The 20,963-nt window shown below is 66.7% G+C and carries 19 protein-coding genes; 5 read left to right on the top strand and 14 right to left on the bottom strand.

Features of this window, described 5'->3' with window-relative positions:
• Window positions 1-198: 198 nt before the first annotated feature.
• The gene (htpX, locus tag V6M49_RS08725) at window positions 199-1,065 is read right to left on the bottom strand and encodes a zinc metalloprotease HtpX (protein WP_104061934.1); all 867 of its coding nucleotides are present in this window, start codon (window positions 1,063-1,065) and stop codon (window positions 199-201) included.
• A 76-nt stretch (window positions 1,066-1,141) separates the two neighbouring features.
• Window positions 1,142-2,413 (bottom strand): MFS transporter, encoded by a 1,272-nt coding sequence (locus V6M49_RS08720; protein WP_332760875.1) that lies wholly within the window; start codon window positions 2,411-2,413, stop codon window positions 1,142-1,144.
• A 78-nt stretch (window positions 2,414-2,491) separates the two neighbouring features.
• Here V6M49_RS08720 and V6M49_RS08715 point away from each other — a divergent pair, with 78 nt between their 5' ends.
• The 5 genes from V6M49_RS08715 (at window position 2,492) to V6M49_RS08695 (ending at window position 6,898) form a co-directional block, all read left to right on the top strand.
• On the top strand, window positions 2,492-3,256 hold the full coding sequence (locus tag V6M49_RS08715) for a hypothetical protein (protein ID WP_332760874.1): 765 nt from the start codon (window positions 2,492-2,494) through the stop codon (window positions 3,254-3,256).
• 30 nt (window positions 3,257-3,286) lie between these two features.
• On the top strand, window positions 3,287-3,769 hold the full coding sequence (locus V6M49_RS08710) for a Fur family transcriptional regulator (RefSeq protein ID WP_104061832.1): 483 nt from the start codon (window positions 3,287-3,289) through the stop codon (window positions 3,767-3,769).
• Window positions 3,770-3,776: 7 nt separating this feature from the next.
• Window positions 3,777-5,264, top strand: coding sequence for a catalase (locus V6M49_RS08705; protein WP_141141295.1), 1,488 nt, complete (start codon window positions 3,777-3,779; stop codon window positions 5,262-5,264).
• A 171-nt stretch (window positions 5,265-5,435) separates the two neighbouring features.
• Entirely contained in the window at window positions 5,436-6,071 is a 636-nt protein-coding gene (locus tag V6M49_RS08700; protein WP_332760873.1) for a DUF2461 domain-containing protein, read from the top strand.
• A gap of 53 nt (window positions 6,072-6,124) precedes the next feature.
• On the top strand, window positions 6,125-6,898 hold the full coding sequence (locus V6M49_RS08695) for an IclR family transcriptional regulator (protein ID WP_168223573.1): 774 nt from the start codon (window positions 6,125-6,127) through the stop codon (window positions 6,896-6,898).
• Window positions 6,899-6,949: 51 nt separating this feature from the next.
• On the opposite strand, the gene V6M49_RS08690 is transcribed toward V6M49_RS08695, so the two are convergent.
• From V6M49_RS08690 to V6M49_RS08635, 12 genes are all read right to left on the bottom strand, one after another.
• On the bottom strand, window positions 6,950-7,900 hold the full coding sequence (locus tag V6M49_RS08690; protein WP_332760872.1) for a sugar kinase: 951 nt from the start codon (window positions 7,898-7,900) through the stop codon (window positions 6,950-6,952).
• Window positions 7,897-8,562: a bifunctional 4-hydroxy-2-oxoglutarate aldolase/2-dehydro-3-deoxy-phosphogluconate aldolase gene (locus tag V6M49_RS08685; protein WP_332760871.1), complete on the bottom strand. Its 666-nt coding sequence runs from the start codon at window positions 8,560-8,562 to the stop codon at window positions 7,897-7,899. Before V6M49_RS08685 ends, V6M49_RS08690 begins: the two co-directional genes overlap by 4 nt.
• A complete protein-coding gene (locus tag V6M49_RS08680; RefSeq protein WP_332760870.1) occupies window positions 8,559-9,329 on the bottom strand; it encodes an SDR family oxidoreductase in 771 nt (256 codons plus the stop codon). The genes V6M49_RS08685 and V6M49_RS08680 overlap by 4 nt, the downstream gene beginning before the upstream one ends.
• Complete coding sequence (locus V6M49_RS08675; RefSeq protein ID WP_332760869.1) at window positions 9,326-10,393, bottom strand: zinc-dependent alcohol dehydrogenase; 1,068 nt, start codon at window positions 10,391-10,393, stop codon at window positions 9,326-9,328. Before V6M49_RS08675 ends, V6M49_RS08680 begins: the two co-directional genes overlap by 4 nt.
• Window positions 10,390-11,367 (bottom strand): C-terminal binding protein, encoded by a 978-nt coding sequence (locus tag V6M49_RS08670; RefSeq protein ID WP_332760868.1) that lies wholly within the window; start codon window positions 11,365-11,367, stop codon window positions 10,390-10,392. The genes V6M49_RS08675 and V6M49_RS08670 overlap by 4 nt, the downstream gene beginning before the upstream one ends.
• The gene (locus tag V6M49_RS08665) at window positions 11,367-12,740 is read right to left on the bottom strand and encodes an MFS transporter (protein WP_246848585.1); all 1,374 of its coding nucleotides are present in this window, start codon (window positions 12,738-12,740) and stop codon (window positions 11,367-11,369) included. Before V6M49_RS08665 ends, V6M49_RS08670 begins: the two co-directional genes overlap by 1 nt.
• Before the next feature lie 196 nt (window positions 12,741-12,936).
• Window positions 12,937-14,505, bottom strand: coding sequence for an APC family permease (locus V6M49_RS08660; protein ID WP_141141302.1), 1,569 nt, complete (start codon window positions 14,503-14,505; stop codon window positions 12,937-12,939).
• A 175-nt stretch (window positions 14,506-14,680) separates the two neighbouring features.
• On the bottom strand, window positions 14,681-15,088 hold the full coding sequence (locus V6M49_RS08655) for a DUF779 domain-containing protein (protein ID WP_104061823.1): 408 nt from the start codon (window positions 15,086-15,088) through the stop codon (window positions 14,681-14,683).
• The gene (gene adhP, locus V6M49_RS08650; protein WP_210412322.1) at window positions 15,088-16,110 is read right to left on the bottom strand and encodes an alcohol dehydrogenase AdhP; all 1,023 of its coding nucleotides are present in this window, start codon (window positions 16,108-16,110) and stop codon (window positions 15,088-15,090) included. The genes V6M49_RS08655 and adhP overlap by 1 nt, the downstream gene beginning before the upstream one ends.
• A gap of 128 nt (window positions 16,111-16,238) precedes the next feature.
• Window positions 16,239-17,762 carry an acetaldehyde dehydrogenase ExaC gene (exaC, locus tag V6M49_RS08645; RefSeq protein WP_332760867.1) on the bottom strand — a complete coding sequence of 508 codons (1,524 nt, stop codon included), beginning with the start codon at window positions 17,760-17,762 and terminating at the stop codon, window positions 16,239-16,241.
• A 126-nt stretch (window positions 17,763-17,888) separates the two neighbouring features.
• A complete protein-coding gene (locus V6M49_RS08640; RefSeq protein WP_332760866.1) occupies window positions 17,889-19,277 on the bottom strand; it encodes a helix-turn-helix domain-containing protein in 1,389 nt (462 codons plus the stop codon).
• A gap of 142 nt (window positions 19,278-19,419) precedes the next feature.
• On the bottom strand, window positions 19,420-20,874 hold the full coding sequence (locus V6M49_RS08635; protein ID WP_332760865.1) for an FAD-dependent oxidoreductase: 1,455 nt from the start codon (window positions 20,872-20,874) through the stop codon (window positions 19,420-19,422).
• Window positions 20,875-20,963 lie beyond the last annotated feature (89 nt).

Here is a 20,963-nt window from a genome sequence, read left to right as displayed (position 1 = left end):
CTCCAGGAGCCAAAGCTTCTCCTCCAGAGTCCGGAACGGAACTTTCCCAGTCGATTTCGTCATGCCCAACCCCGCCTGCCTCTCGCAAAGACAATCTGTCTCACGACAGGCTGACAGAGAGGGAATACGGGCAGCGCCGGCGTTTTTGCGTGTCCCGGGTGAAAGTACGACGGCGGCGCCCGGGTCGGTCAGTCAGCCTCAGTTAAGCGGCCGGCCGGCAATCCGTTCCAGCCGGGCGATCCGCTCCTTCATCGGCGGGTGCGTGGCGAACAGCTTGGTCATGGCCCCGCCGCGGAACGGGTTGGCGATCATCAGGTGCGAGGTGTTGACCAGCTTCTGCTCCTGCGGCAGCGGCGCGATCCGCACGCCCTGCTCAATCTTGCGCAGGGCTGAGGCGAGCGCCAGCGGATCGCCAGTGAGCTGCGAACCGTCCTCGTCGGCGTCGTACTCGCGGGTCCGGGAGATGGCCAGCTGGATGAGCGAGGCGGCAAACGGTGCCAAAAGGGCCATCGCCAGCATGGCCAGCGGGTTGGAGTTGCGCCGGTCGCCGCCGAAGAACAGCAGCATCTGGCCCACGGACGTGATGACGCCGGCCACCGCGGCTGCCACCGAGGACGTGAGGATGTCCCGGTTGTACACGTGCATCAGCTCGTGGCCCAGGACCCCGCGCAGCTCGCGGGTATCCAGCAGCTGCAGGATCCCTTCGGTGCAGCACACGGCGGCGTTTTTGGGATTCCGGCCGGTGGCGAACGCGTTCGGGTTCATGGTGGGTGAGAGGTAGATGCGGGGCATCGGCTGGTTGGCCCGGACGGAGAGCTCCCGGACAATCTGGTAGAGCTGTGGCGCCTGGGCCTCCGTGACGGGGTAGGCCTGCATGGAACGGATGGCGATCTTGTCGCTGTTCCAGTAGCCGTACGCGGTGGTGGCCACGCCGATCAGGGCCATGATCCAGATGGGCGCTGAACTGCGGGTATTGATCCCGATCAGTCCGCCCAGGCCCAGGAGCACCGCCCACAGGACGCCGAAGAGCGCCGCAGTTTTCAGGCCGTTGTAATGCTTGTGCACGTCCACTCCTCCACGTCGCCCTGACAAAGTTGCCCCGACAGGTTGCCCCGACAAGTTGCCCCAACAAGGCCTGGCCCTATGGCACCGGGTCGCGGGCATCGTACTTTCGGAAGCCCGGCTGCAGCTGTGCCGCCAGCCAGGCCACCGCGATGCACAAAACCCCGCCCAGAAGCAGGACCCAGCCCTCACTGAGAATCTTAGTCCCGCCGCCTGCCAGCAGGTCACCCACGCGCGGCCCACCGGCCACCACCACGATGAAGACCCCCTGGAGCCGGCCGCGCAGGTGGTCCGGCGCAGCGGCCTGCAGGATGGTGTTGCGGAAGACGGCACTGATGGAGTCTGCGATTCCGGCCAGGGCGCAGCACAAAGCCGCCGGGACCAGCCAAACCGTGGCCCCGCCGTCGTCCGTCCGTCCTGCCAGGAGCACCACCACGCCGAAGCCGGCAATCGAGGCGCCCCAGCCCATCACCGACCACACCACGGCACTCCCCTGCCACCGGACATGGCCGAGCGGCCCCGAAAACAGGCCGGCCAGGAACGCGCCCACCGCGCTGGAGGCCAGCAGGATCCCCACCGTGGTTTCGCCGCCGCCGATCATCAGCGCACCGATGGCGGGCATCAGCGCGCGCGGCTGGGCGAGGATCATGGCCACGAGGTCGATGATGAAGGTCATCCGCAGGTTGGGCCGGGTGCCCAGGAACCGGAACCCCTCGATGACAGACCGGATCCCGGCCCGCCCGGCGCTTCCCGAGGGCGGCATGGACGGGAGCCTGAAGACCGCCCAGAGCACAAACGCGAAGCTGATGAAGTCGATGGTGTAGGTCCAGCCGAAGCCCACCCACGCCACCAGCACCCCCGCCAGCAGGGGTCCCACCGTCAAAGCCAACCCGAACGACATCATGCTGAGCGCGTTGGCCGCGGGAAGCAGTTCCTTGCGGATAAGCGTGGGGATGATGGCACTGCGGGCCGGCTGGTTGATGGCCTGGGCGCCGCTTTGCAGCGCCACCAGGAGGTACAGGACCCAGACGTTGCCCAGCTGCAGCCAGGACTGCAGCGCGATCAGGCCGGTGGTCAGCCACAGGACGGAGGTTGCCAGGAGCGCCACCGTGCGGCGGTTGTGGGAGTCGGCGATGGAGCCGCCCAGCAGGCCACCGAACACCAGCGGCACCAGCGCAAACACACCCAGCAGTCCCACATAGAAACTGTCCTGCGTGAGCCGGTACACCTCCAGGCTCACGGCCACCAGCGTGAGCTGGCTCCCCACGGCCGAGACGGCGGAACCCAGCCAGAGCCGGCGGAAGGCCGGGCTCTCCCGGAGCGGTGTGATATCGGCCAGCAGTTTCCCCACCCTGCAACCCTAATGGCGCAGCAGTGTCCTGTTCTGTCACACGCTTGGTATCCTCAGGCGGGGGAAAGGAGTCGGCATATGCATGTGTCCAGGCGGCTGCTTTTTGCCTCGGCTTGCTGGGAGGTTGCCCGGCCCCGGACCGCCCTGAATGCCGGCCATCTCCTGATCAGGCTCACGAATCCGGCCATGGCGTTCGATCTCCGCTCCGCCACCGACTGGCTGCACTGCCACAACACCGTCCGGCAGGCCCTCGCCGAAGTTCTGGGGGCCGGCCGCTGCACCGTTATGTTTGCGCACCAGTGGCACCCCATCGGAGCGGCCATCGGCGAACCGGAAGCGGAATCCTCCACGCCCACGTTCCACGTCTTCGGGCGCTGGGACGCCGAGCCGGTCACGCCCGGCGAACAGCTGCGCCTGCCCGTTCAGCGCCGCGTGCCGGCCGCAGCGGAAGAACTTAGCGAGTACGACGGCGGCCTCCGCACCGCCCTGCGCCGGCTGGCTGTTGCGCGCCCGGCGGAGCCCGTCCCGCCGGTGGAAGGCACCCTCCCGGAACTCACTGCCAGGACTCCGAATTTCAAGGCCGGCGCGCACCACACGGTGCTCGCGCCGGCGTTGCCGCCGGCGCCGGGCGGTCCCGGCCTGACACCCGGCCACCTGCTGGCGCTGGCCGCCGCCGTCGAGGGCCTGGCAGCCCGCCCCGGCGTGACCGGGCTGAGCTGCGTGGTGCCGGAACCCGGACCCGGCGGCCTGGAAGTCCATGCCATGGGCCGCTCGGCAGGAGAATCCCGCAACCCCATGCAGGAATTCCTGGACCTGCCGAAGGTAAGCCAAGCCTTATTGTGATCGACTCATAATAAGTGCTTCAATAGAAGCATGACGGAACACTTTGGCGGCCACGATGCATGGGCTGCCGCCCTGCGTGCCCACGGCCGCCGGGTGACCAAACAGCGGCTCGCCGTGCTGACCGCCGTCGAACACCATCCGCACTCCCCCGCGGAGAGCATCCTGGCTGCCGCGCGCACCGAACTTCCGGAGCTGACCGCGCAATCGGTATACGTGGTCCTCGGCGACCTGACCGATCTGCACATGCTGCGCCGCTTCGAGCCGCCGCATTCCCCCGCCCTGTACGAGACCCGCGTCGGTGACAACCACCACCACGCCATCTGCATCAGCTGCGGCCGCGTGGAGGACGTCGAGTGCGCCGTCGGGCACGCGCCCTGCCTCACGCCGCACTGGGATGAGAACTCCAAGCCGATGACCATCCAGATCGCCGATGTGATGTACCAGGGCATCTGCCAGGACTGCCAGGCGTCCCAAAAACTTCCTTCTAGTACGTCCCAAGTAATCGAGAAATAGGAGAAAAATGACTGCGAACATCTCTACAACCCAGTCCGGCGCGCCCGTCACTTCCGACGCGCACGCACAGTCCGTCGGCGCCGACGGCGCCATCATCCTCACGGATCACTACCTGATCGAAAAGCTCGCCCAGTTCAACCGCGAGCGCGTGCCGGAGCGCGTAGTGCACGCCAAGGGCGGCGGCGCGTTCGGTACGTTCAAGGCCACCTCGGACATCTCCAAGTACACGAAGGCCGCGTTCCTGCAGCCGGGTGTTGAGACCGAGATGCTGATCCGTTTCTCCTCGGTCGCCGGCGAGGCCGGCTCCCCGGACACCTGGCGCGACCCCCGCGGTTTCGCCGTCAAGTTCTACACCTCCGAGGGCAACTACGACCTCGTGGGCAACAACACCCCCGTCTTCTTCATCCGCGACGGCATCAAGTTCCCGGACTTCATCCACTCGCAGAAGCGCCTCCCGGGCACGCACCTGCGCGATGCGGACATGCAGTGGGACTTCTGGACCCTGTCCCCGGAATCCGCGCACCAGGTGACCTGGCTTATGGGTGACCGTGGCCTGCCGGCGTCCTGGCGTGAAATGCAGGGCTACGGCTCGCACACCTACCAGTGGATCAATGCCGAGGGCGAGCGCTTCTGGGTCAAGTACCACTTCAAGTCCAACCAGGGCGTCAAGACCATCTCCGGCGACCAGGCTGAAGAGCTGGCCGGCTCGGACGCGGACTTCTACATCCGCGACCTGCAGGACAACATCGCCGAGGGCAACTTCCCGTCCTGGGAACTGCACGTCCAGGTCATGCCGTACGAAGACGCCAAGGGCTACCGCTTCAACCCGTTCGACCTCACCAAGGTGTGGCCGCACTCGGACTACCCGCTGATCCACGTGGGCACCATGGAGCTGAACAAGAACCCGGAGAACTACTTCGCGCAGATCGAGCAGGCCACCTTCGCGCCGTCGAACTTCGTGCCGGGCATCGCCGCCTCCCCGGACAAGATGCTGCAGGCCCGCATCTTCTCCTACGCCGACGCACACCGCTACCGCGTGGGCACCAACCACGCGCAGATCCCGGTGAACCAGCCGAAGAACCAGGTCAACAACTACAGCCAGGACGGCGCCGGGCGTTACCACTTCAACGCCCCGTCCGTACCGGTTTACGCCCCCAACTCCTTCAACGGCCCTGCAGCCGTTGAGCCGGCTTCCCCGGCCGGCGGCTGGGAGAACGACGGCGAGCTCACGCTCTCCGCGCACTCCCTGCACGCCGAGGACGGCGACTTCGGCCAGGCCGGCACCCTGTACCGCGAGGTGTTCGACGACGGCGCCAAGGCCCGTCTGCTGGACACCATCACCGGTGCGGTGGGCGGCGTGAAGAACGCCGAGATCAAGGAACGCGCCATCCAGTACTGGACCAACGTGGACGCCGAACTCGGCGCCAAGCTGCGCGCCAACCTGGGTGCGGGCTCCACTGACTCCGACGCCGAGGCTGCCAACAAGATCGGCTAGTTCCTCTGCCCCTGTGGTGCAACGTCCGCCCCGTCACGGTTTCCGTGGCGGGGCGGTCTTGTTTCCACACAGCTCTAGTTTCCACACAGCTCTTGTTTCCACATAGCTCTTGTTTCCACATAGGAGCCTGCCGCTCTGGCCGGGCTGCCCGGTGGTCCCTAGGATCACTGCATGAGTACATTCCAGGGCATCCCTGCAGGGGCATTCGCGTTCTATGCCGAACTTGAGCACAACAACAACCGGGAGTGGTGGCTGGAGCACAAGGACAGCTACAACACGCTGGTCCGGGATCCGGTCACCGCCCTGCTGGCCGAACTGGAGCCGCGGTTCGGGCCGGGCAAGATCTTCCGGCCCAACCGGGACATCAGGTTCTCCCAGGACAAATCGCCCTACAAGACTGCCCAGGGAGCGTTCGCATCGTCTCAGGAAGGCGTGGGGTATTACGTCCAGGTGAGCGCCGACGGGCTGCTGGTGGGCGGCGGCTGCCACACCAGCACGCCGGCCCAGCTGGCCCGCTTCCGGAACTCCGTGGATGCGTCCGGGACCGGCGAAGCGCTGCGGCACATCGTGGAAACCGTGGCTGCCGCGGGCTTTGCCGTGGAGGGCGAAAAACTCAAGACCGTGCCGCGCGGTTTCGACAAGGACCATCCCCGGGCGGAGCTGCTGAAGCACAAGTCGCTGTCCGCCGGCATCGAACTGGGCCAGCCGGAGTGGCTGGATTCGCCGGCGGCAGTGCAGGAAATCGAGGCGCTGTGGGACAAGCTGCGGCCCCTGGTGGACTGGGTGGGCCGGCATGCTGCCCCGTGACGCCGTACTTCCTGTAGATGGGATAGCTCCCTATACGTGGGATAATTGGGGGCATGGAAGCTAATCCCGCAGGGGCCCGCACGCTGGAGCGCGGACTCAGCCTGCTCGACCACGTGGCTGCGGGCGCCCACCGGCTAGAAGACATCACTCAGGCCTCGGGACTCAGCCGCTCGGCGACCCACCGCATGCTGACCACACTCGTGGCGGGCCGGTACCTCAGCCAGCAGCCGGACCACAGTTACCACCTGGGCATCAAACTGCTGGAGCTCGGCACCAAGGCGGAGGCAAAGATCAGCCTTCCCGACACCGTGCAGACCATCCTCGCCGGGATCGCCAAGACCACGCAGGACACCACGCACCTGGGCATCCTCAGCGGCGACGATGTCCTGTACCTGGCCAAGGCCCGCGGCCATCGCGGCATTGAAATGGCGTCCCGCCCCGGGGCACGGCTGCGGGCGCAGAACACCGCCATGGGCAAGGCCCTGCTGGCAGCCCAGTATGGAAATGACGAGGCCGTCCGCGCCTTCGATACGGCGGCGATCGCCACCCCACGCTCCATCCAGGATGTTGACGCGTTCCGGGCGGTGCTGGATCAAGCCCGGGCGGACGGCTACGCGCTGGATGACCAGGAGAACGAACTCGGCATCACCTGTGTTGCCATCGCCATCCCGGACCTGCTCGGCAGGGTCGCGGCCGCTGTCTCCATCTCAGCCCCCAGCGTCCACATGACGCCGGAACGGATTCAATCACTCGTGGCGCTGCTCCAGGACGTGCAGCCTGAGCTCAGCCGCTGCCTGCCGCCAGGATTTGAAAGGGCCTGGGTCTAGACGACCACGCGCCGATCCAGGCCCTTTCCCGCCGGCCCCTTTACAGGATGCTCAGCGTGCCACCGGTTCCGTGGCGTCCAGCATGGCCAGCTCGTGCCGGCGCGGCATGCCTTCCCAGTCGCCGGGCACCAGGCAGGCAAAGGCTCCCGTCCGGACCGCGGTCAGCAGCCGCTCCTGCACCGGGGCCCCGGCCAAGAGGTCCGAGATGTAGCCCGCCACAAAGGCATCGCCGGCCCCCACGGTGTCGATGGCGTTGACGCGGACGGCGTCCTGCACGTATTCCACTCCATCGATCACGGCGGCACAGCCTGCGGCTCCCCGCTTGATGACAGCCTGGCCCGGCCCGAGGGCGGCGACCCGGCGGGCCAGCTCCAGCGAATCATCCGATTTTCCTACCGCGATGGCGGCTTCGTCGTCCCCGGCGAACACGATGTCCGCCTGGGCAATGAAGTTCCGGAAGACGTCAGCGGCGTCGTCGGCGGACCACAGCGCGGCGCGGTAGTTGAGGTCGAACGAGACCAGGACGCCTGCTTCACGGGCAACGTCCAGCGCATATTGCGCCGCCCGCGCTGCCTCCGCCGAAAGTGCGGGCGTGATGCCCGTGAGGTGCAGCAGCCGGGCGTTGGCAATCCGCTCGGCCGGGATGTCCTCCGGAGACAGCCGGGAGCCGGCGCTGCCGGCCCGGTAGTACCAGACCTTGAGCTGGTCCATGGTGCGCCGCTCTTTGATCATGAGGCCGGTGGGCGCCGACTCGTCACGCAGCGGGTCAACCACGATGCCCTCGGCCGCGAGCTCACGCAGGACGAGTTCACCGAGGCTGTCGTTGCCGACGCGTCCCACCCAGGTCACCGACGTGCCCAGGCGCCGCAGCGCGATGGCAAAGTTGCTCTCGGAGCCGCCCATGCCCAGGCTGAGCGAGGACACCTGGGCCAGCGGGCCGGGCGTCTCGGCCTTCATCAGGCCCATCGTTTCGCCGAGGGTCACGACGTCGGTAAAGGTCACCGGGCACCCCTCGCCTGGACGGCGTCCGCCACCAGGGAGCTGAGCTGCCGGGCACGGGCCGTGAGGGCGGCGAGGTCCCCGCCGGAGAACGCATCACGGAGCAGCGGGCCGCCCAGGCTGACGGCAAGCGCCCCTGCGGCGATCCAGTCCGCGGCGTCATCGATGCCGATGCCACCGGACGGAATGACCCGCATGTCCGGGAAGGGCCCTCGCAGCTGTCCGATGTAGCTGGGGCCCACAGTGGAGGCGGGGAACAGCTTCACGGCGGTTGCCCCCGCCTGCATGCCGGTCAGCAGTTCGGTGGGCGTCAGCCCGCCGGGGAACACCGGAACGCCGGCCGCAACCGCAGCGTGGATCACGTCCGTCACCATGGCGGGCGTCACCAGGTAGTCCGCGCCGCCGTCGAGCGCCTGCGCAGCCTGGTCACCGGAGGTGACGGTGCCGACGCCGATTTCCGCGTCGGCGCCGAACTGCCGTTTGATCTCCGGCAGGAGGTCGAAGACGCCGTCAGTGCTGAGGGTCAGTTCGATGGACCGGACGCCGCCCTTGACCAGGGCGTCGATGACCGGCGCGTATTCCCGGGCATGCCGGGCGCGGAGGACGGCCACCACAGGATTGGCCTGCAGGATGGCGGAAACGGGAGGGCTCTGGCGATCGCTCATCGGGCCAGCCACCCGCCGTCGACCGGCAGTACTACGCCGTGGATGTAGTCCGCGGCCGGGGAGGCCAGGAACACCACGGCGCCGGCGAGGTCGCCGCCGGTGCCCCAGCGTGCCGCCGGGATCCGGACTGAAATCTGTTCGTGGCGCTGGGCGTCTGCCAGCAGCGCCTCGTTCATGTCGGTGGCGATATAGCCCGGCGCAACCGCATTGACGTTCACGCCGCGGGGCGCCCATTCGTTGCACAACGCCTTGGTCAGCTGCGCCACGGCTCCCTTCGACGCGGCGTAGGCCGGAACCCGCAGGCCGCCCTGGAACGTGAGCAGGGAAGCCATGTTGATGATCTTTCCGCCACCGCGCTCCACCATCGGGGTGCCGAAGCCCTGGCACAGCTGGAAGACGGCGCGGGTGTTGATGGCCATCACGCGGTCGAAGTCGGACAGCGGGAACTCGGTCGCGTCGTGCCGGATCTGGGTTCCGGCGTTGTTGACCAGGATGTCGATCTGGTGTCCCGCGAGGGTTTCCGCTGTGGCGGCGGCAACGGATTCCTCGCTGGCCAGGTCCACATGGACCGCCGCGGCGCTGACGCCTGCCTTTTCCGCAGCGGCGGCCAGTTCCGGCGCCAACGGGCCGCGCTGGAGCGCCACAACGCCGGCGCCGGCGTTGACCAGCCCGAGGGCAATGCCCAGGCCGATCCCGCGGGAGGCGCCGGTCACGGCTGCGGTTTTGCCGTTGAGGTCAAACGGCGATTTCTCTGCTGTGGGGTTCATGAGCTTTCCTGGGTTTTCGGGGCGGGCGCCGCGGCTGGACTGACAAAGACTTTGAGGACGCGCCCGGACGCCATCGCCTGGTCAAAGGCCTGGCGGGTGTCCTCCAGGGCGAACACCTGGGTGGGAATGCGGTCCAGCCCCAGCTCACGGCTTTCGATGAGTTCCACCGCGCGTTCCACGGCCGCCCTGGTGTAGACCCGGACGCCCACCACGGTGTTCTCGGCGAACGTCAGGGCCTGGAGGTCGAGTTCGACGGGCTTTTTGTAGACGCCTACGAGGACGATGGTGCCGCGCACGCGGACGGCCCGGGGCAGCATCGCCGCGACCGAGGGGTGGGCGGCGGAGTCAAAGACGATGTCCGCGCCGTCCCCGCCCGTGGCGGCAAGGATGGCCTGAATAGGGTCGTCCCCGGGTGCCACCGTGGCGAAGCCCAGTTCCTCGGCCACCTGGCGGCGAGCCTCTGACGGCTCCGAAATAAGGACGCTGCCGGCTCCCTGGTGGCGTGCCACCAGGGCTGTCAGGATGCCGATGGGCCCGGCGCCGAAGATCACCACCCGCTCGCCGCCGGCCAGGCCGGCCCGGGATACCGCGTGGACGGCCACAGCCAGGGGTTCGGCGAGGGCGGCCTCCTGGAGGGGCACGGCGTTGCTGACCGGGATGAGCGCGGAGGCAGGCAGTGCCACGTACTCGGCGAGGGAGCCGGCGACGTCGATCCCGTACAGTTTCAGCGCCCGGCAGACGTGGGTGTCCCCGCCGCTGCACGGGTGGCATTCGCCGCAGTGGATGAGGGGCTCCACGGTGACCCGGGTGCCCGCCGCCGGGCCGGTCGCCGCCGCGACCTCCACGATGCCGGTGATCTCGTGGCCCATGACCAGGGGAGCCTCGGCGCGGGGGTGCGTTCCGTGCAGGATGGAAAAGTCGGAGCCGCACAGGCCGGTCATTTCCGTCCGGACCAGGGCCCAGCCTGAGGGGATTTCAGGAACGGGCAACTGCCGCGGTTCGATCGTGTCCGGCGCCGTCCACACAGCGGCGCGCATGGTGCTGTTCAGGAGTGCGGCGCTCATACCAGCACTCCTGCGTTCATCACGTTGCGCGGCATGCGTCCGGCGCAGACCTCGATGACGTTTTCGACGGTGCGGCGTTTCAGTTCCGCATAGGATTCCTCGCTGTACCAGGCAGCGTGCGGTGTCAGCACGGCGTTTTCGCAGCCGATCAGCGGGCTGGTCAGGGCCAGGGGTTCTTCTTCAAAGACGTCCAGCCCGGCACCGTAGAGCTGGCCGCTTGCCAGGGCGTCGGCAACCGCAGCGGTGTCCACCACTCCCCCGCGGCAGGTGTTGACCAGCACGGCGCCACGTTTCATCTGCGCTAGCACACCGGCGTTGATCAGGTGATGCGTGTGGGAGTTGAGCGGAACGTGGAGGGAGACCACGTCTGCGCGGGAAATCACTTCCTCAAACCCGACGACGGCGACGCCATCCGCCGTCGTCGTACCGATTTCCGCTAGCGGGTCAGATCCGATCACCGTGTAGCCCAGGCCCTTGGCCTTGCGTGCGGTGGCCGCGCCGATCAGACCCAGACCCACCACGCCGAACACCCTGGTGGATATCCGGTGCAGGGGCTGGACCGGGAGCAGCGAGTGTTCCCCGCGGCGCATGCCGCGGTCCAGCCGGGTGATTCCGCGGGCCAGGCTGACGGCCAGGGCAATGGCGTGGTCGCTGACATCCTCGGTGCCGTAGTCCGGCACGTTGCAGACGGCGACGCCGCGGGCGGTGGCCGCCTCGACGTCGAGGGTGTCCACGCCCACGCCGTACCTGCCGATCGCCTTCAGCTGCGGCAGGGCCGCGAGGACGCGGTCCGTGATGGGGGCGTACTGGACCACGATGGCGTCGGCGGTGGCAGCGGCGGCAATAACGTCCTCCTCGGTCCGGCACTGGGCAAGGACCAGGTCCACGCCGGCGGCGTCGGCGACGGCCTGCTCGATGGCGATGGAGTCGTGGTCGCAGTCGGTGATAACGATGCGGGTGGGCGTGGCTGGCATTACTTGGCGTCCTCTTCTGTGAGCAGGTCACGATCGACGGTTTCGGGGGCTTTGATGGTGGTGACCAGGCTGATGCCCATCATGGCCATCATGTAGATGGCGACCGGGATCCAGGAGCCGCTGAACGCGGTGACCAGCGCCGAGCAGATGAGCGGTGCGATGCCGCCGCCGAAGACGGAGGAGAATTCCCGGCCAAGCGCGACGCCGGCGTAGCGGTACCGGGAACCGAAGAGCTCGGGGAAGTACGCTGCCTGGACGCCCACGGATCCCTGCGCGGCGAAGATGAAGCCGAGCACGATCACCAGCGAGATCAGGAACAGGTTTCCGGTGTTCAGCAGCAGGAAGGCCGGGACGGGGAAGACAAACAGGAACGCCGTGATGATGAGGTACATCCGGCGGCGGCCGAAGCGGTCGGAGAGGGTGCCGAAGGCGTAGGCCGAGACGCAGGCGAAGAGCGCGCCCACGAGCAGGACCTTGGGAATGAACGTCGCGTCAATCTTGAGCTGCGTGATCAGGTAGGAGCCCAGGAAGACCTGGAAGATGTACGAGTGCGCGTTGGCGCCCACGTTCATAAAGAAGACCCGGAACAGGCCCGCACGGCCGTTCTTGACGACGTCGGACACGGGAGTGGCGCGGACGGCGCCGGCGATCTCTTCCTTCTTTTCCTCAAAGACCGGTGATTCCTTCAGCTTGCGGCGGATCACGTAGGCGGCGATGGTGACGAAGATCGACGAGAAGAACACAAGCCGCCAGCCGTAGGCTTCCAGGGCTTCGCGGGGCATCATCTGCACCAGGATCCAGACGACGGCGCCCATCGCGGTGCCGGCGGCGGCACCAACGAAGACGAGCGAGGCGTAGCGTCCGCGGCTGCCCTTCGGCGCAGTTTCCGCCACCAGGACCACGCCGCCGGCCTGTTCGGCGCCGGCACCGAATCCCTGGAGGAAGCGGCAGGCAACCAGCAGCACGGGGGCCCAGATGCCCGCCTGCTCGTAGGTGGGCAGCAGGCCTATGGCGAACGTGGCGATGCCCATCAGGAAGAGCGTGGCAACCAGCACCCACTTGCGTCCCAGCCGGTCACCGTACTTGGAGAAGAAGAGGCCGCCGAGGGGGCGTGCCCCGAAGCCGACGGCGTAGGCACCGAACGCGGCGATGATACCGATGGCGGGGTCGATGTTCGGGAAGAAGATCTTGTTGAAGATGATCGCCGATGCGGTTCCGTAGATCACAAAGTCGTACTGTTCGAGCGCGGTGCCGATCAGGCCGGCCCATGCGGCCCTGCGGACGGGCGCCTTGTCAGTGGCCCCGGGGGCCACTTCATTGCCTTCGGGGTCCAGGACCGCCGACTTACTGCGAACAACATCGTTCTCAGCCACAGTTCACCATTTCTCTTTGGTGCCGAAGCACGTTTCCGATTATCGGGACGGCATCCCGAAAACTCCAAGCACGACTATATAGGTGTTATCGGCCAGATCACAAAGGCGGGTTAAACGGCAGAGGCACCCTGCCACCAATGGGGTGGACGGGTGCCTCTGTCTTATTTGCAGCCTTGGCAGCTGCGGGGGTGCGGGGTTACGGGCGGGTGAGTGCCTCGTCGCGGGCTGGGGCCTCACTGCCGGCAAGGCGGGCGTCCGCGCCGGAATCCGTGGCGTCCACGGCGGACTTGGCCTCGGCGAACTTTTCGTTCAGGCGGGAGTGACGCTGGCCGTAGGCGAAGTAGATCACGACGCCGATGACCAGCCAGCCGGCGAAGAAGATCCACGTCTCCACGGCGAGGTTCGTCATCAGGTACAGGCACAGGACGGCCGAAACCACCGGGAGGACCTTGCCGAACGGGACGCGGAAGGACGGCTTCAGGTCCGGGCGCTTTTTGCGCAGCACCAGGATGCCCAGGCTCACTACAACAAACGCCGACAGCGTGCCGATGTTGATCATTTCTTCCAGCAGGTCAACGTTGGTCAGGCCGGCCACAAGTGCTACGGCGGCGCCGCAGATGATCTGGAGGCGGACCGGCGTCGAACGCTTTTCGCTGGTCTTGGACAGCGCGCGGGGCAGCAGTCCGTCGCGGCTCATGGCCAGCACTACGCGGGACAGCCCCATCAGCAGCACCATGATGACGGTGGTGAGGCCGATCAGGGAGCCGAAGGCGATGACCTTGGCCGCGGTGGTGTTGCCGACGGCCTCGAAGGCGGTGGTGAGGGTGGGTGTCTCGGCTGCCGCGAGGTCCGTGTAGGACACCATGCCGGTGAGCGCGAGGGACACCAGGATGTAGAGCAGCGTCACCACGGCCAGGCCGCCGAAGATGCCGCGCGGCAGGGTCTTCTGCGGGTTCTTGACTTCCTCCGCGGACGTGGCCACGACGTCAAAGCCGATGAAGGCGAAGAACACCAGCGCGGCGCCGGCGAAGATGCCGAGCGTGCCGTACTGGGCGGGCGCGGCACCGGTGAGGAAGCCGAAGAACGACTGCTTCAGGACATCCGCGGAGCCACCGGCGGTGGGTTCCGCGGCGGGCACGAACGGCGTGTAGTTTTCGAACTTCACGTACGTGAAGCCCACCACGATCACAAACAGCACAACGGCGATCTTGATCAGGGTGAAGACGTTGCCCACACGGGCGGAGAGCTTGGTGCCCAGCACCAGGAGGACGGTGAAGACGGCAACGATCAGGAACGCGCCCCAGTAGAGGTCCACGCCGCCAAGAGACAGTGCGGGCGGCACGTCGGCCCCCATCAGCGCAAACACCTTGCTGAGGTAGATGCCCCAGTACTTGGCGATCACTGCCGCGGCGGTGAAAAGTTCCAGGATCAGGTTCCAGCCGATGATCCACGCCAGCAGCTCGCCCATGGTGGCGTACGTAAAGACGTAGGCCGACCCGGCGACCGGAATGGCGGTGGCGAACTCGGCGTAGCACATGATGGCCAGGGCACACGTCACGGCGGCAATGGCGAAGGACAACGTCACGGCGGGGCCGGAGAAGTTGGCCGCAGCCTTGGCGCCGACCGAGAAAATGCCGGCGCCGACAGCGACGGCGACACCCATGATCATCAGGTCCCAGCTGCTGAGCGACCGCTTGAGCTTGCGTCCGGGTTCATCGGCGTCGGCGATGGACTGCTCGATGGATTTGGTCCGGAGAAGGTTCATAAGGAGATCCACAATCCTGATAGGGGATGGAAACAGACTTACCAACTTTACTGTCCAGCCACTGGACGCTTCCAACCGTCCCGCATCGTGAGACACCCATAGTGCCGAAGTTAATTGCGAAAAACACCTTGAGGCCCTCCTTTTGGAGGGCCTCAAGGCTAAAGCATCGAACCGACTAGACCGGCCAGTCCATCAGCTTTGACCGGATCAGGAACCGTTTGCCTTCCGGCGACTCAACCGAGAACCCGCTCCCCCGGCCCTGGACCACGTCCACGGTCAGATGGGTGTGGCTCCAGTAGTTGAACTGCTCCCTGGACATCCAGAACTCGAGAGGCTGCGGATCCAGGCCGTCGGCGATGTCGAACAGCCCCAGGAGGACGTCCGCTTCCGCGGTGATGAACTCCCCGGCCGGATAACACATAGGCGAGGACCCGTCGCAGCAGCCGCCGGACTGGTGGAACATCAGGGGCCCGTGCTGCCCCCACAACTTCCTGAGCAGTCCCAGGGCCTCGGCGGTGAGAGCCACGCGGGAGATGTCCTCCCCGGGCAGCGTCACCGCCGCGTCAAGCCTCGCCCCCATCATCAGTACTTGATAACGACGCGGCCGTCGATCTTGGCGTGCTTCATCTCGTCAAGAACGGCGTTGACCTCGGAAAGCTCCCGGGTGGAGACCGTGGGGTGGATCTTGCCCTCCGCGTAGAACTCGAGGGCTTCCTCCAGGTCCTGCCGGGTCCCCACGATCGAGCCGCGGACGGTCAGGCCCTTGAGCACAATCTCGAAGATCGGTGCCGGGAAGTCGCCCGGCGGCAGGCCGTTGAACACAATCGTCCCGCCGCGGCGGGCCATGCCGATCGCCTGGCCAAAAGCAGACGGGTGTACTGCGGTGACCAGGACTCCATGGCAACCGCCGGTTTCACGTTGGATGACTTCGACGGGATCTTCGTGCAGCGCGTTGACGGTGAGCTCGGCGCCGTGCTTCTTGGCCAGGGCGAGTTTGTCGTCCGCGATGTCCACGGCAGCAACCCGCAGTCCCATGGCAACCGCGTACTGGACGGCAATGTGCCCGAGTCCGCCGATACCGGAGATGGTGACCCACTGTCCGGGCCTGGCTTCGGTCATCTTCAGGCCCTTGTAGACCGTGACGCCGGCGCAAAGCACCGGTGCGACTTCAACGGGGTCCGAGCCCGCCGGGATGCGTGCGGCAAAGCGCGTGTCCACGAGCATGTACTCCCCGAACGAGCCGTCCACGCTGTAGCCGGCGTTCTTCTGTACTTCGCAGAGTGTCTCCCAGCCGGTGCGGCAGTACTGGCAGTCGCCGCAGGCGGACCAGAGCCAGGCGTTGCCGACGAGGTCGCCGACGGCGAGGTCGGTGACACCTTCGCCCAGGGCAACCACTTCGCCCACGCCTTCGTGGCCGGGGATGAACGGCGGTGTCGGCTTGACCGGCCAGTCGCCCGCTGCTGCGTGGAGGTCTGTGTGGCAGACGCCGGTGGTGATGACCTTGACCAGCGCCTCACCCCGGCCCGGGGTGGGAATGGGGAGGGTCTGGATCTGAAGATCCTTGCCGAATTCGGTTACTACTGCTGCTTGCATTGTCGTCGTCATTGGCGAAATCCTTGCGTAGATAAAGCGATGGTGCGGTGGAGGTGGTGCTGCCGTCCTGAGGGGTGGCCAGGACGGTGCAGGCGGGGACGGACCACTGCTGATCCGTCCCCGCCCGGGCTAAGGGCGGCTTAGAAGAAGCCGAGCTTGTTCTCGTTGTAGCTGACCAGGAGGTTCTTGGTCTGCTGGTAGTGGTCCAGCATCATGGAGTGGTTTTCACGTCCGATGCCGGAGGACTTGTACCCGCCGAACGCAGCGCCGGCCGGGTAGGCGTGGTAGTTGTTGACCCAGACGCGGCCGGCCTGGATCTCGCGGCCCGCACGGTAAGCGACGTTGCCGTTCCGCGACCAGACGCCGGCGCCAAGCCCGTAGAGGGTGTCGTTGGCGATGCCCATGGCGTCGTTGTAGTCGCTGAAGCGGGTCACGGAAACAACAGGGCCGAAGATCTCCTCCTGGAAGATCCGCATCTTGTTGTGGCCTTCGAAGATGGTCGGCTGGACGTAGTAGCCGCCGGCCAGGTCGCCGGGCATTTCCGCCCGGGCACCGCCGGTGAGCACCTTGGCGCCTTCCTGCTTGCCGATGTCGATGTAGGAGAGGATCTTTTCCAGCTGGTCATTGGAGGCCTGGGCGCCAAGCTGGGTTTCGGTGTCCAGCGGGTTTCCCTGGATGATTTTCTCCACCCGGGCCACGGCGTCGGCCATGAAGGAATCGTAGATGTCCTCCTGGACCAGGGCGCGGGACGGGCAGGTGCAGACTTCACCCTGGTTGAAGGCGAAGAGCGCGAAGCCCTCCTGCGCCTTGTCGTAGAACGCGTCGTTGGTGTCCGCGACGTCGTTGAAGAAGATGTTCGGGCTCTTGCCGCCGAGTTCCAAGGTGACCGGAATCAGGTTCTGGCTGGCGTACTGGCTGATCAGGCGTCCCGTGGAGGTTTCGCCGGTGAAGGCGATCTTGCGGATACGGGGGCTGGAAGCGAGCGGCTTGCCGGCCTCGACCCCGAAGCCGTTGACCACGTTGAGGACACCGGCCGGCAGGAGATCGCCGATAAGTTCCATCAGGACAAGAATGGACGACGGCGTCTGCTCTGCGGGCTTGAGGACCACGGCGTTGCCGGCCGCGAGGGCCGGGGCAAGCTTCCAGACGGCCATCAGGATGGGGAAGTTCCAGGGGATGATCTGGCCGACGACGCCGAGCGGCTCGTGGTAGTGGTAGGCGGTGGTGTCGTCGTCGAGCTGGGAGAGCCGGCCTTCCTGGGCGCGGACGGCCGAGGCGAAGTAGCGGAAGTGGTCCGCGGCGAGCGGGATGTCCGCGTTGAGGGTTTCGCGGATGGGCTTGCCGTTGTCCCAGGATTCGGCGACGGCGAGCATCTCGAGGTTCTCGTCGATGCGGTCGGCGATCTTGTTCAGGATGGCGGCGCGCTCGGCGACGGAGGTCTTGCCCCAGGACGGTGCGATCTTGTGGGCGGCGTCCAGGGCCAGCTCGATGTCTTCCGCGGTGCCGCGGGCCACTTCACAGAAGACCTTGCCGGTGACGGGTGTGATGTTCTCAAAGTACTGGCCCTTGACGGGGGCAACCCACTCGCCGCCGATCCAGTTCTCGTAGCGGTCCTTGAACGTGACCTTCGAACCCTCGGTACCGGGCTGTGCGTAAACAGTCATTGCTAGCTCCTTTGCTGTGCATGAAAGGTGGGCGCCTGATGATGGCGGCCGCCGTTGGTTTCAGCGTAGGAGTGTGAAGGTTGCAGTCAGGTTGCGCGGCTGTGATCCAGCTCACGGCCCTGGTGGTCAGGCGCTCATTTCCGCTTCCAGCCGCTCAAGGTCCGCCACGACGGCGGCCCGCTTGGGCGAGCGCGCCGGCAGCAGCTTCAGGGCGACGGTCCGGACGTCGACGTCGTCCCTCGCCTCCGGCAGGGCCGCGTACTTGAGCAGCGTCTCGGCACTGCCGTCCGTCAGGACCGCTTCGCGCATGAGCGAGGAGACCCTGTCGCGGAGGTCGATGATGCCCGGCGCTTCGGAGCGCGGCAGCACCGCGCCGCGGTAGATTTCCAGCGCAATGCGGTGGGCGCCGCGCTGCAGGCAGTTCAGCACCTGACCGCTGTCCGGGACCAGGTCCATGGTGAGTTTGTATGGCCTGGATTCGGGGACGGCGGCCGGGTTGAGCTGCTGGAGGATCTTGCGCAGCCGGACCATTTCCGCGCGGAGCGTCATGGTGGGGCCGTCGCCCGGGTAGAGCAGGACACTGAGCTCCTCGGCGCTCAGCCCGTCCGGGTGGGTGCTGAGCAGGGCGAGGATTTCACTGTGCCGGGCGGACAGCGCCACCGTTTTGCCTTCGATGCTGAGCAACGCCTGGTCGCGGCCCAGAAGCTGCAGGCTGTTGCGGTACAGGCTGCCTTCCTTCGCGCCGCCCGCTCCCCCGGCCCGCGCCGAATCCGATCTGGCCGCCGAACTGGCGTTCCGCCGTCGGGCCGGCCGGCTGGCAAGGGTGGCCGCCAGCTGCAGCCGCTCAACACGGAGCTGCGCCTGCGCGGCAGCGACGGTTGCCTCGACGAGCGACAGCGTGTGGGGCGCCACGGCACTGGCTTTGCCCGTGATGTCCACAACGCCCAGCAGCGCACCGGAATCCGGGTCGTGGAACGGGACGGCGGTGCAGCTCCACGCGTGCACGGACCGCTGGTAATGCTCCGCCCCGGAAATCTGGATGCCGCGGCCCAGGGCCAGGGCAGTGCCGGGAGCGCTGGTGCCCACGGTGGCCTCTGACCAGTCGGCGCCCGGCACGAACATCATGCCTTCGGCACGGCGCTGCAGGGCCGGATCGCCTTCCACCCAGAGCAGCCTGCCCACTTCATCACCCACGGCAACGAGCAAGCCGCTGTCGTGGCTCGGCTGGACCAGGAGTTTGTGGATCACGGGCATGATGCTGGCCAGGGGGTGCTGCCGCCGGTATTCCTCGAGCTCGTCGGTGTCCAGGGCAAGGGGCGCTTCGGGGTTGTCCGGGTTGGCTTTCAACTTGGCGGACCGCTGCCAGGATTCCCGGATCAGCCTGCGCAGGCCGGGGATTTCCGGTGTGCCCGGAAACGCATGGGCGTCGAGCTGCTCATGGGCGGCCAGGGCATGACGCTGGGCAAGTGCAATTGCTTCGCCGCCGGACGTCGGCGGCAGGATCAGGTTCCTCATCGAACTCCCATCGGTCCTGCAAGTCTACGGCCGCCGGCGCGAACCCTCCAGCGCCAGCCCCTCTTGCGCGAACGGACACTTGAGGCCCCTCTGGCTGGGGCCTCAAGTGTCCGTTCGCGCTGCTTTGGTGGGTGACGCTGGGTCAGGCGCGGGAGATGTTGATCATTTCCTCGCGCGGGACTACTTTGATGCGTTCACGCACGACGGCGGCGGTTCCGTCGGCGTCTGTCTCGCCTTCCGTCCACGCGGCGCCGAGGGCTGCTTCGTGCGCGTCCAGCTTGATCCAGCCCTCCCAGGTGGTGAACTCGATGCCGCGCTCCTGCAGCAGGTCGATGATGGCCTGCGGGTCCGGGTTCTGGGCGGGTGGGAGGGTGAGCCGGTCCTCCAGCAGGAAGCCGATGGTCTCCAGGGCGTCGCCCTTGGTGTGCCCGATCAGGCCGACCGGCCCGCGCTTGATCCAGCCGGTGGCGTAGATTCCGGGGACGGGGTTGCCGTCGGCGTCGAGCACGCGGCCGCCCTCGTTGGGGATCACTCCGCGTTTGGCGTTGTACTCCAGCTCGTCCAGTGGCGAACCGTGGTAGCCGATGGCGCGGTACACGGCCTGGACGGGGTAGTCCACAAACTCGCCCGTGCCTTTGACGTTGCCAGTGCCATCCAGCTCCATCCGCTCAAACTTGATGCCGGCCACCCGGCCGGACCCGCCGTCGTCGGGGTCCTGGTAGATCTCCACCGGGCTGTGCAGGAAGTGCAGGTGCAGGCGGCGGGAGGACGGCTCTTCCGCTTCGGCGTGCTCCTCCACGAGCCAGTTGGTCAGCGTGTTCACCATGGTTTTGATCTGGTTGTTGCTGCGGATGGCGTCATCGGAGGCTTCGTCGAACTCGAAGTCCTCCGGGTACAGGACAATGTCCACGTCCTTCATGTGGCTCAGCTCGCGCAGTTCCAGCGGCGTGAATTTGACCTGTGCCGGGCCGCGGCGGCCGAAGACGTGGACGTCCGTGACCGGGGAGTTCTTCAGGCCCTGGTAGACGTTGTCCGGGATTTCGGTGGTGAGGAGTTCATCGGGGTGCTTGACCAGCATCCGGGCCACGTCCAGCGCCACGTTGCCGTTGCCGATCACGGCGATTTCCTTGGCATCCAGCGGCCAGTCGCGGGGAACGTCCGGGTGGCCGTCGTACCAGGACACAAAGTCGGCGCCGCCGAACGATCCGGCCAGGTCAATGCCAGGGATGGCCAGGTCCGCGTCCTTGATGGCGCCGGTGGAGAAGATCACGGCGTCGTAGAAGGCCCGGAAGTCATGGAGGGTGAGATCGCGGCCGTACGTGACGTTGCCCAGGAAGCGGATGTCGCCGCGGTCCAGGACCTTGTGCAGCGCGTTCACGATCCCCTTGATGCGCGGGTGGTCCGGGGCCACGCCGTAGCGGATCAGGCCGTACGGGGCAGGGTAGGCCTCAAAAAGGTCGATACTGACCTCAAAATCGCCGTCCTTGACGCCGTTGGACTTGGTCAGGATATCCGCCGCGTAAACACCCGCCGGTCCCGCACCCACAATGGCAACGCGGAGTGGACGTTTGGAGGTGGTTTCGGCTGGGTTGGACACCGGGAGCCCTTCTGGAAGGAGGATATCGCGCCGGAGGCGCTTAGTGCAGTGCACAGCGCAGTTGCGCACAATGTCCCATTCTAAATGTG

It is taken from the genome of Pseudarthrobacter sp. (assembly GCF_036675385.1).
Classification (GTDB): domain Bacteria; phylum Actinomycetota; class Actinomycetes; order Actinomycetales; family Micrococcaceae; genus Arthrobacter.
This window is presented reverse-complemented; position numbering and strand designations above follow the sequence as displayed.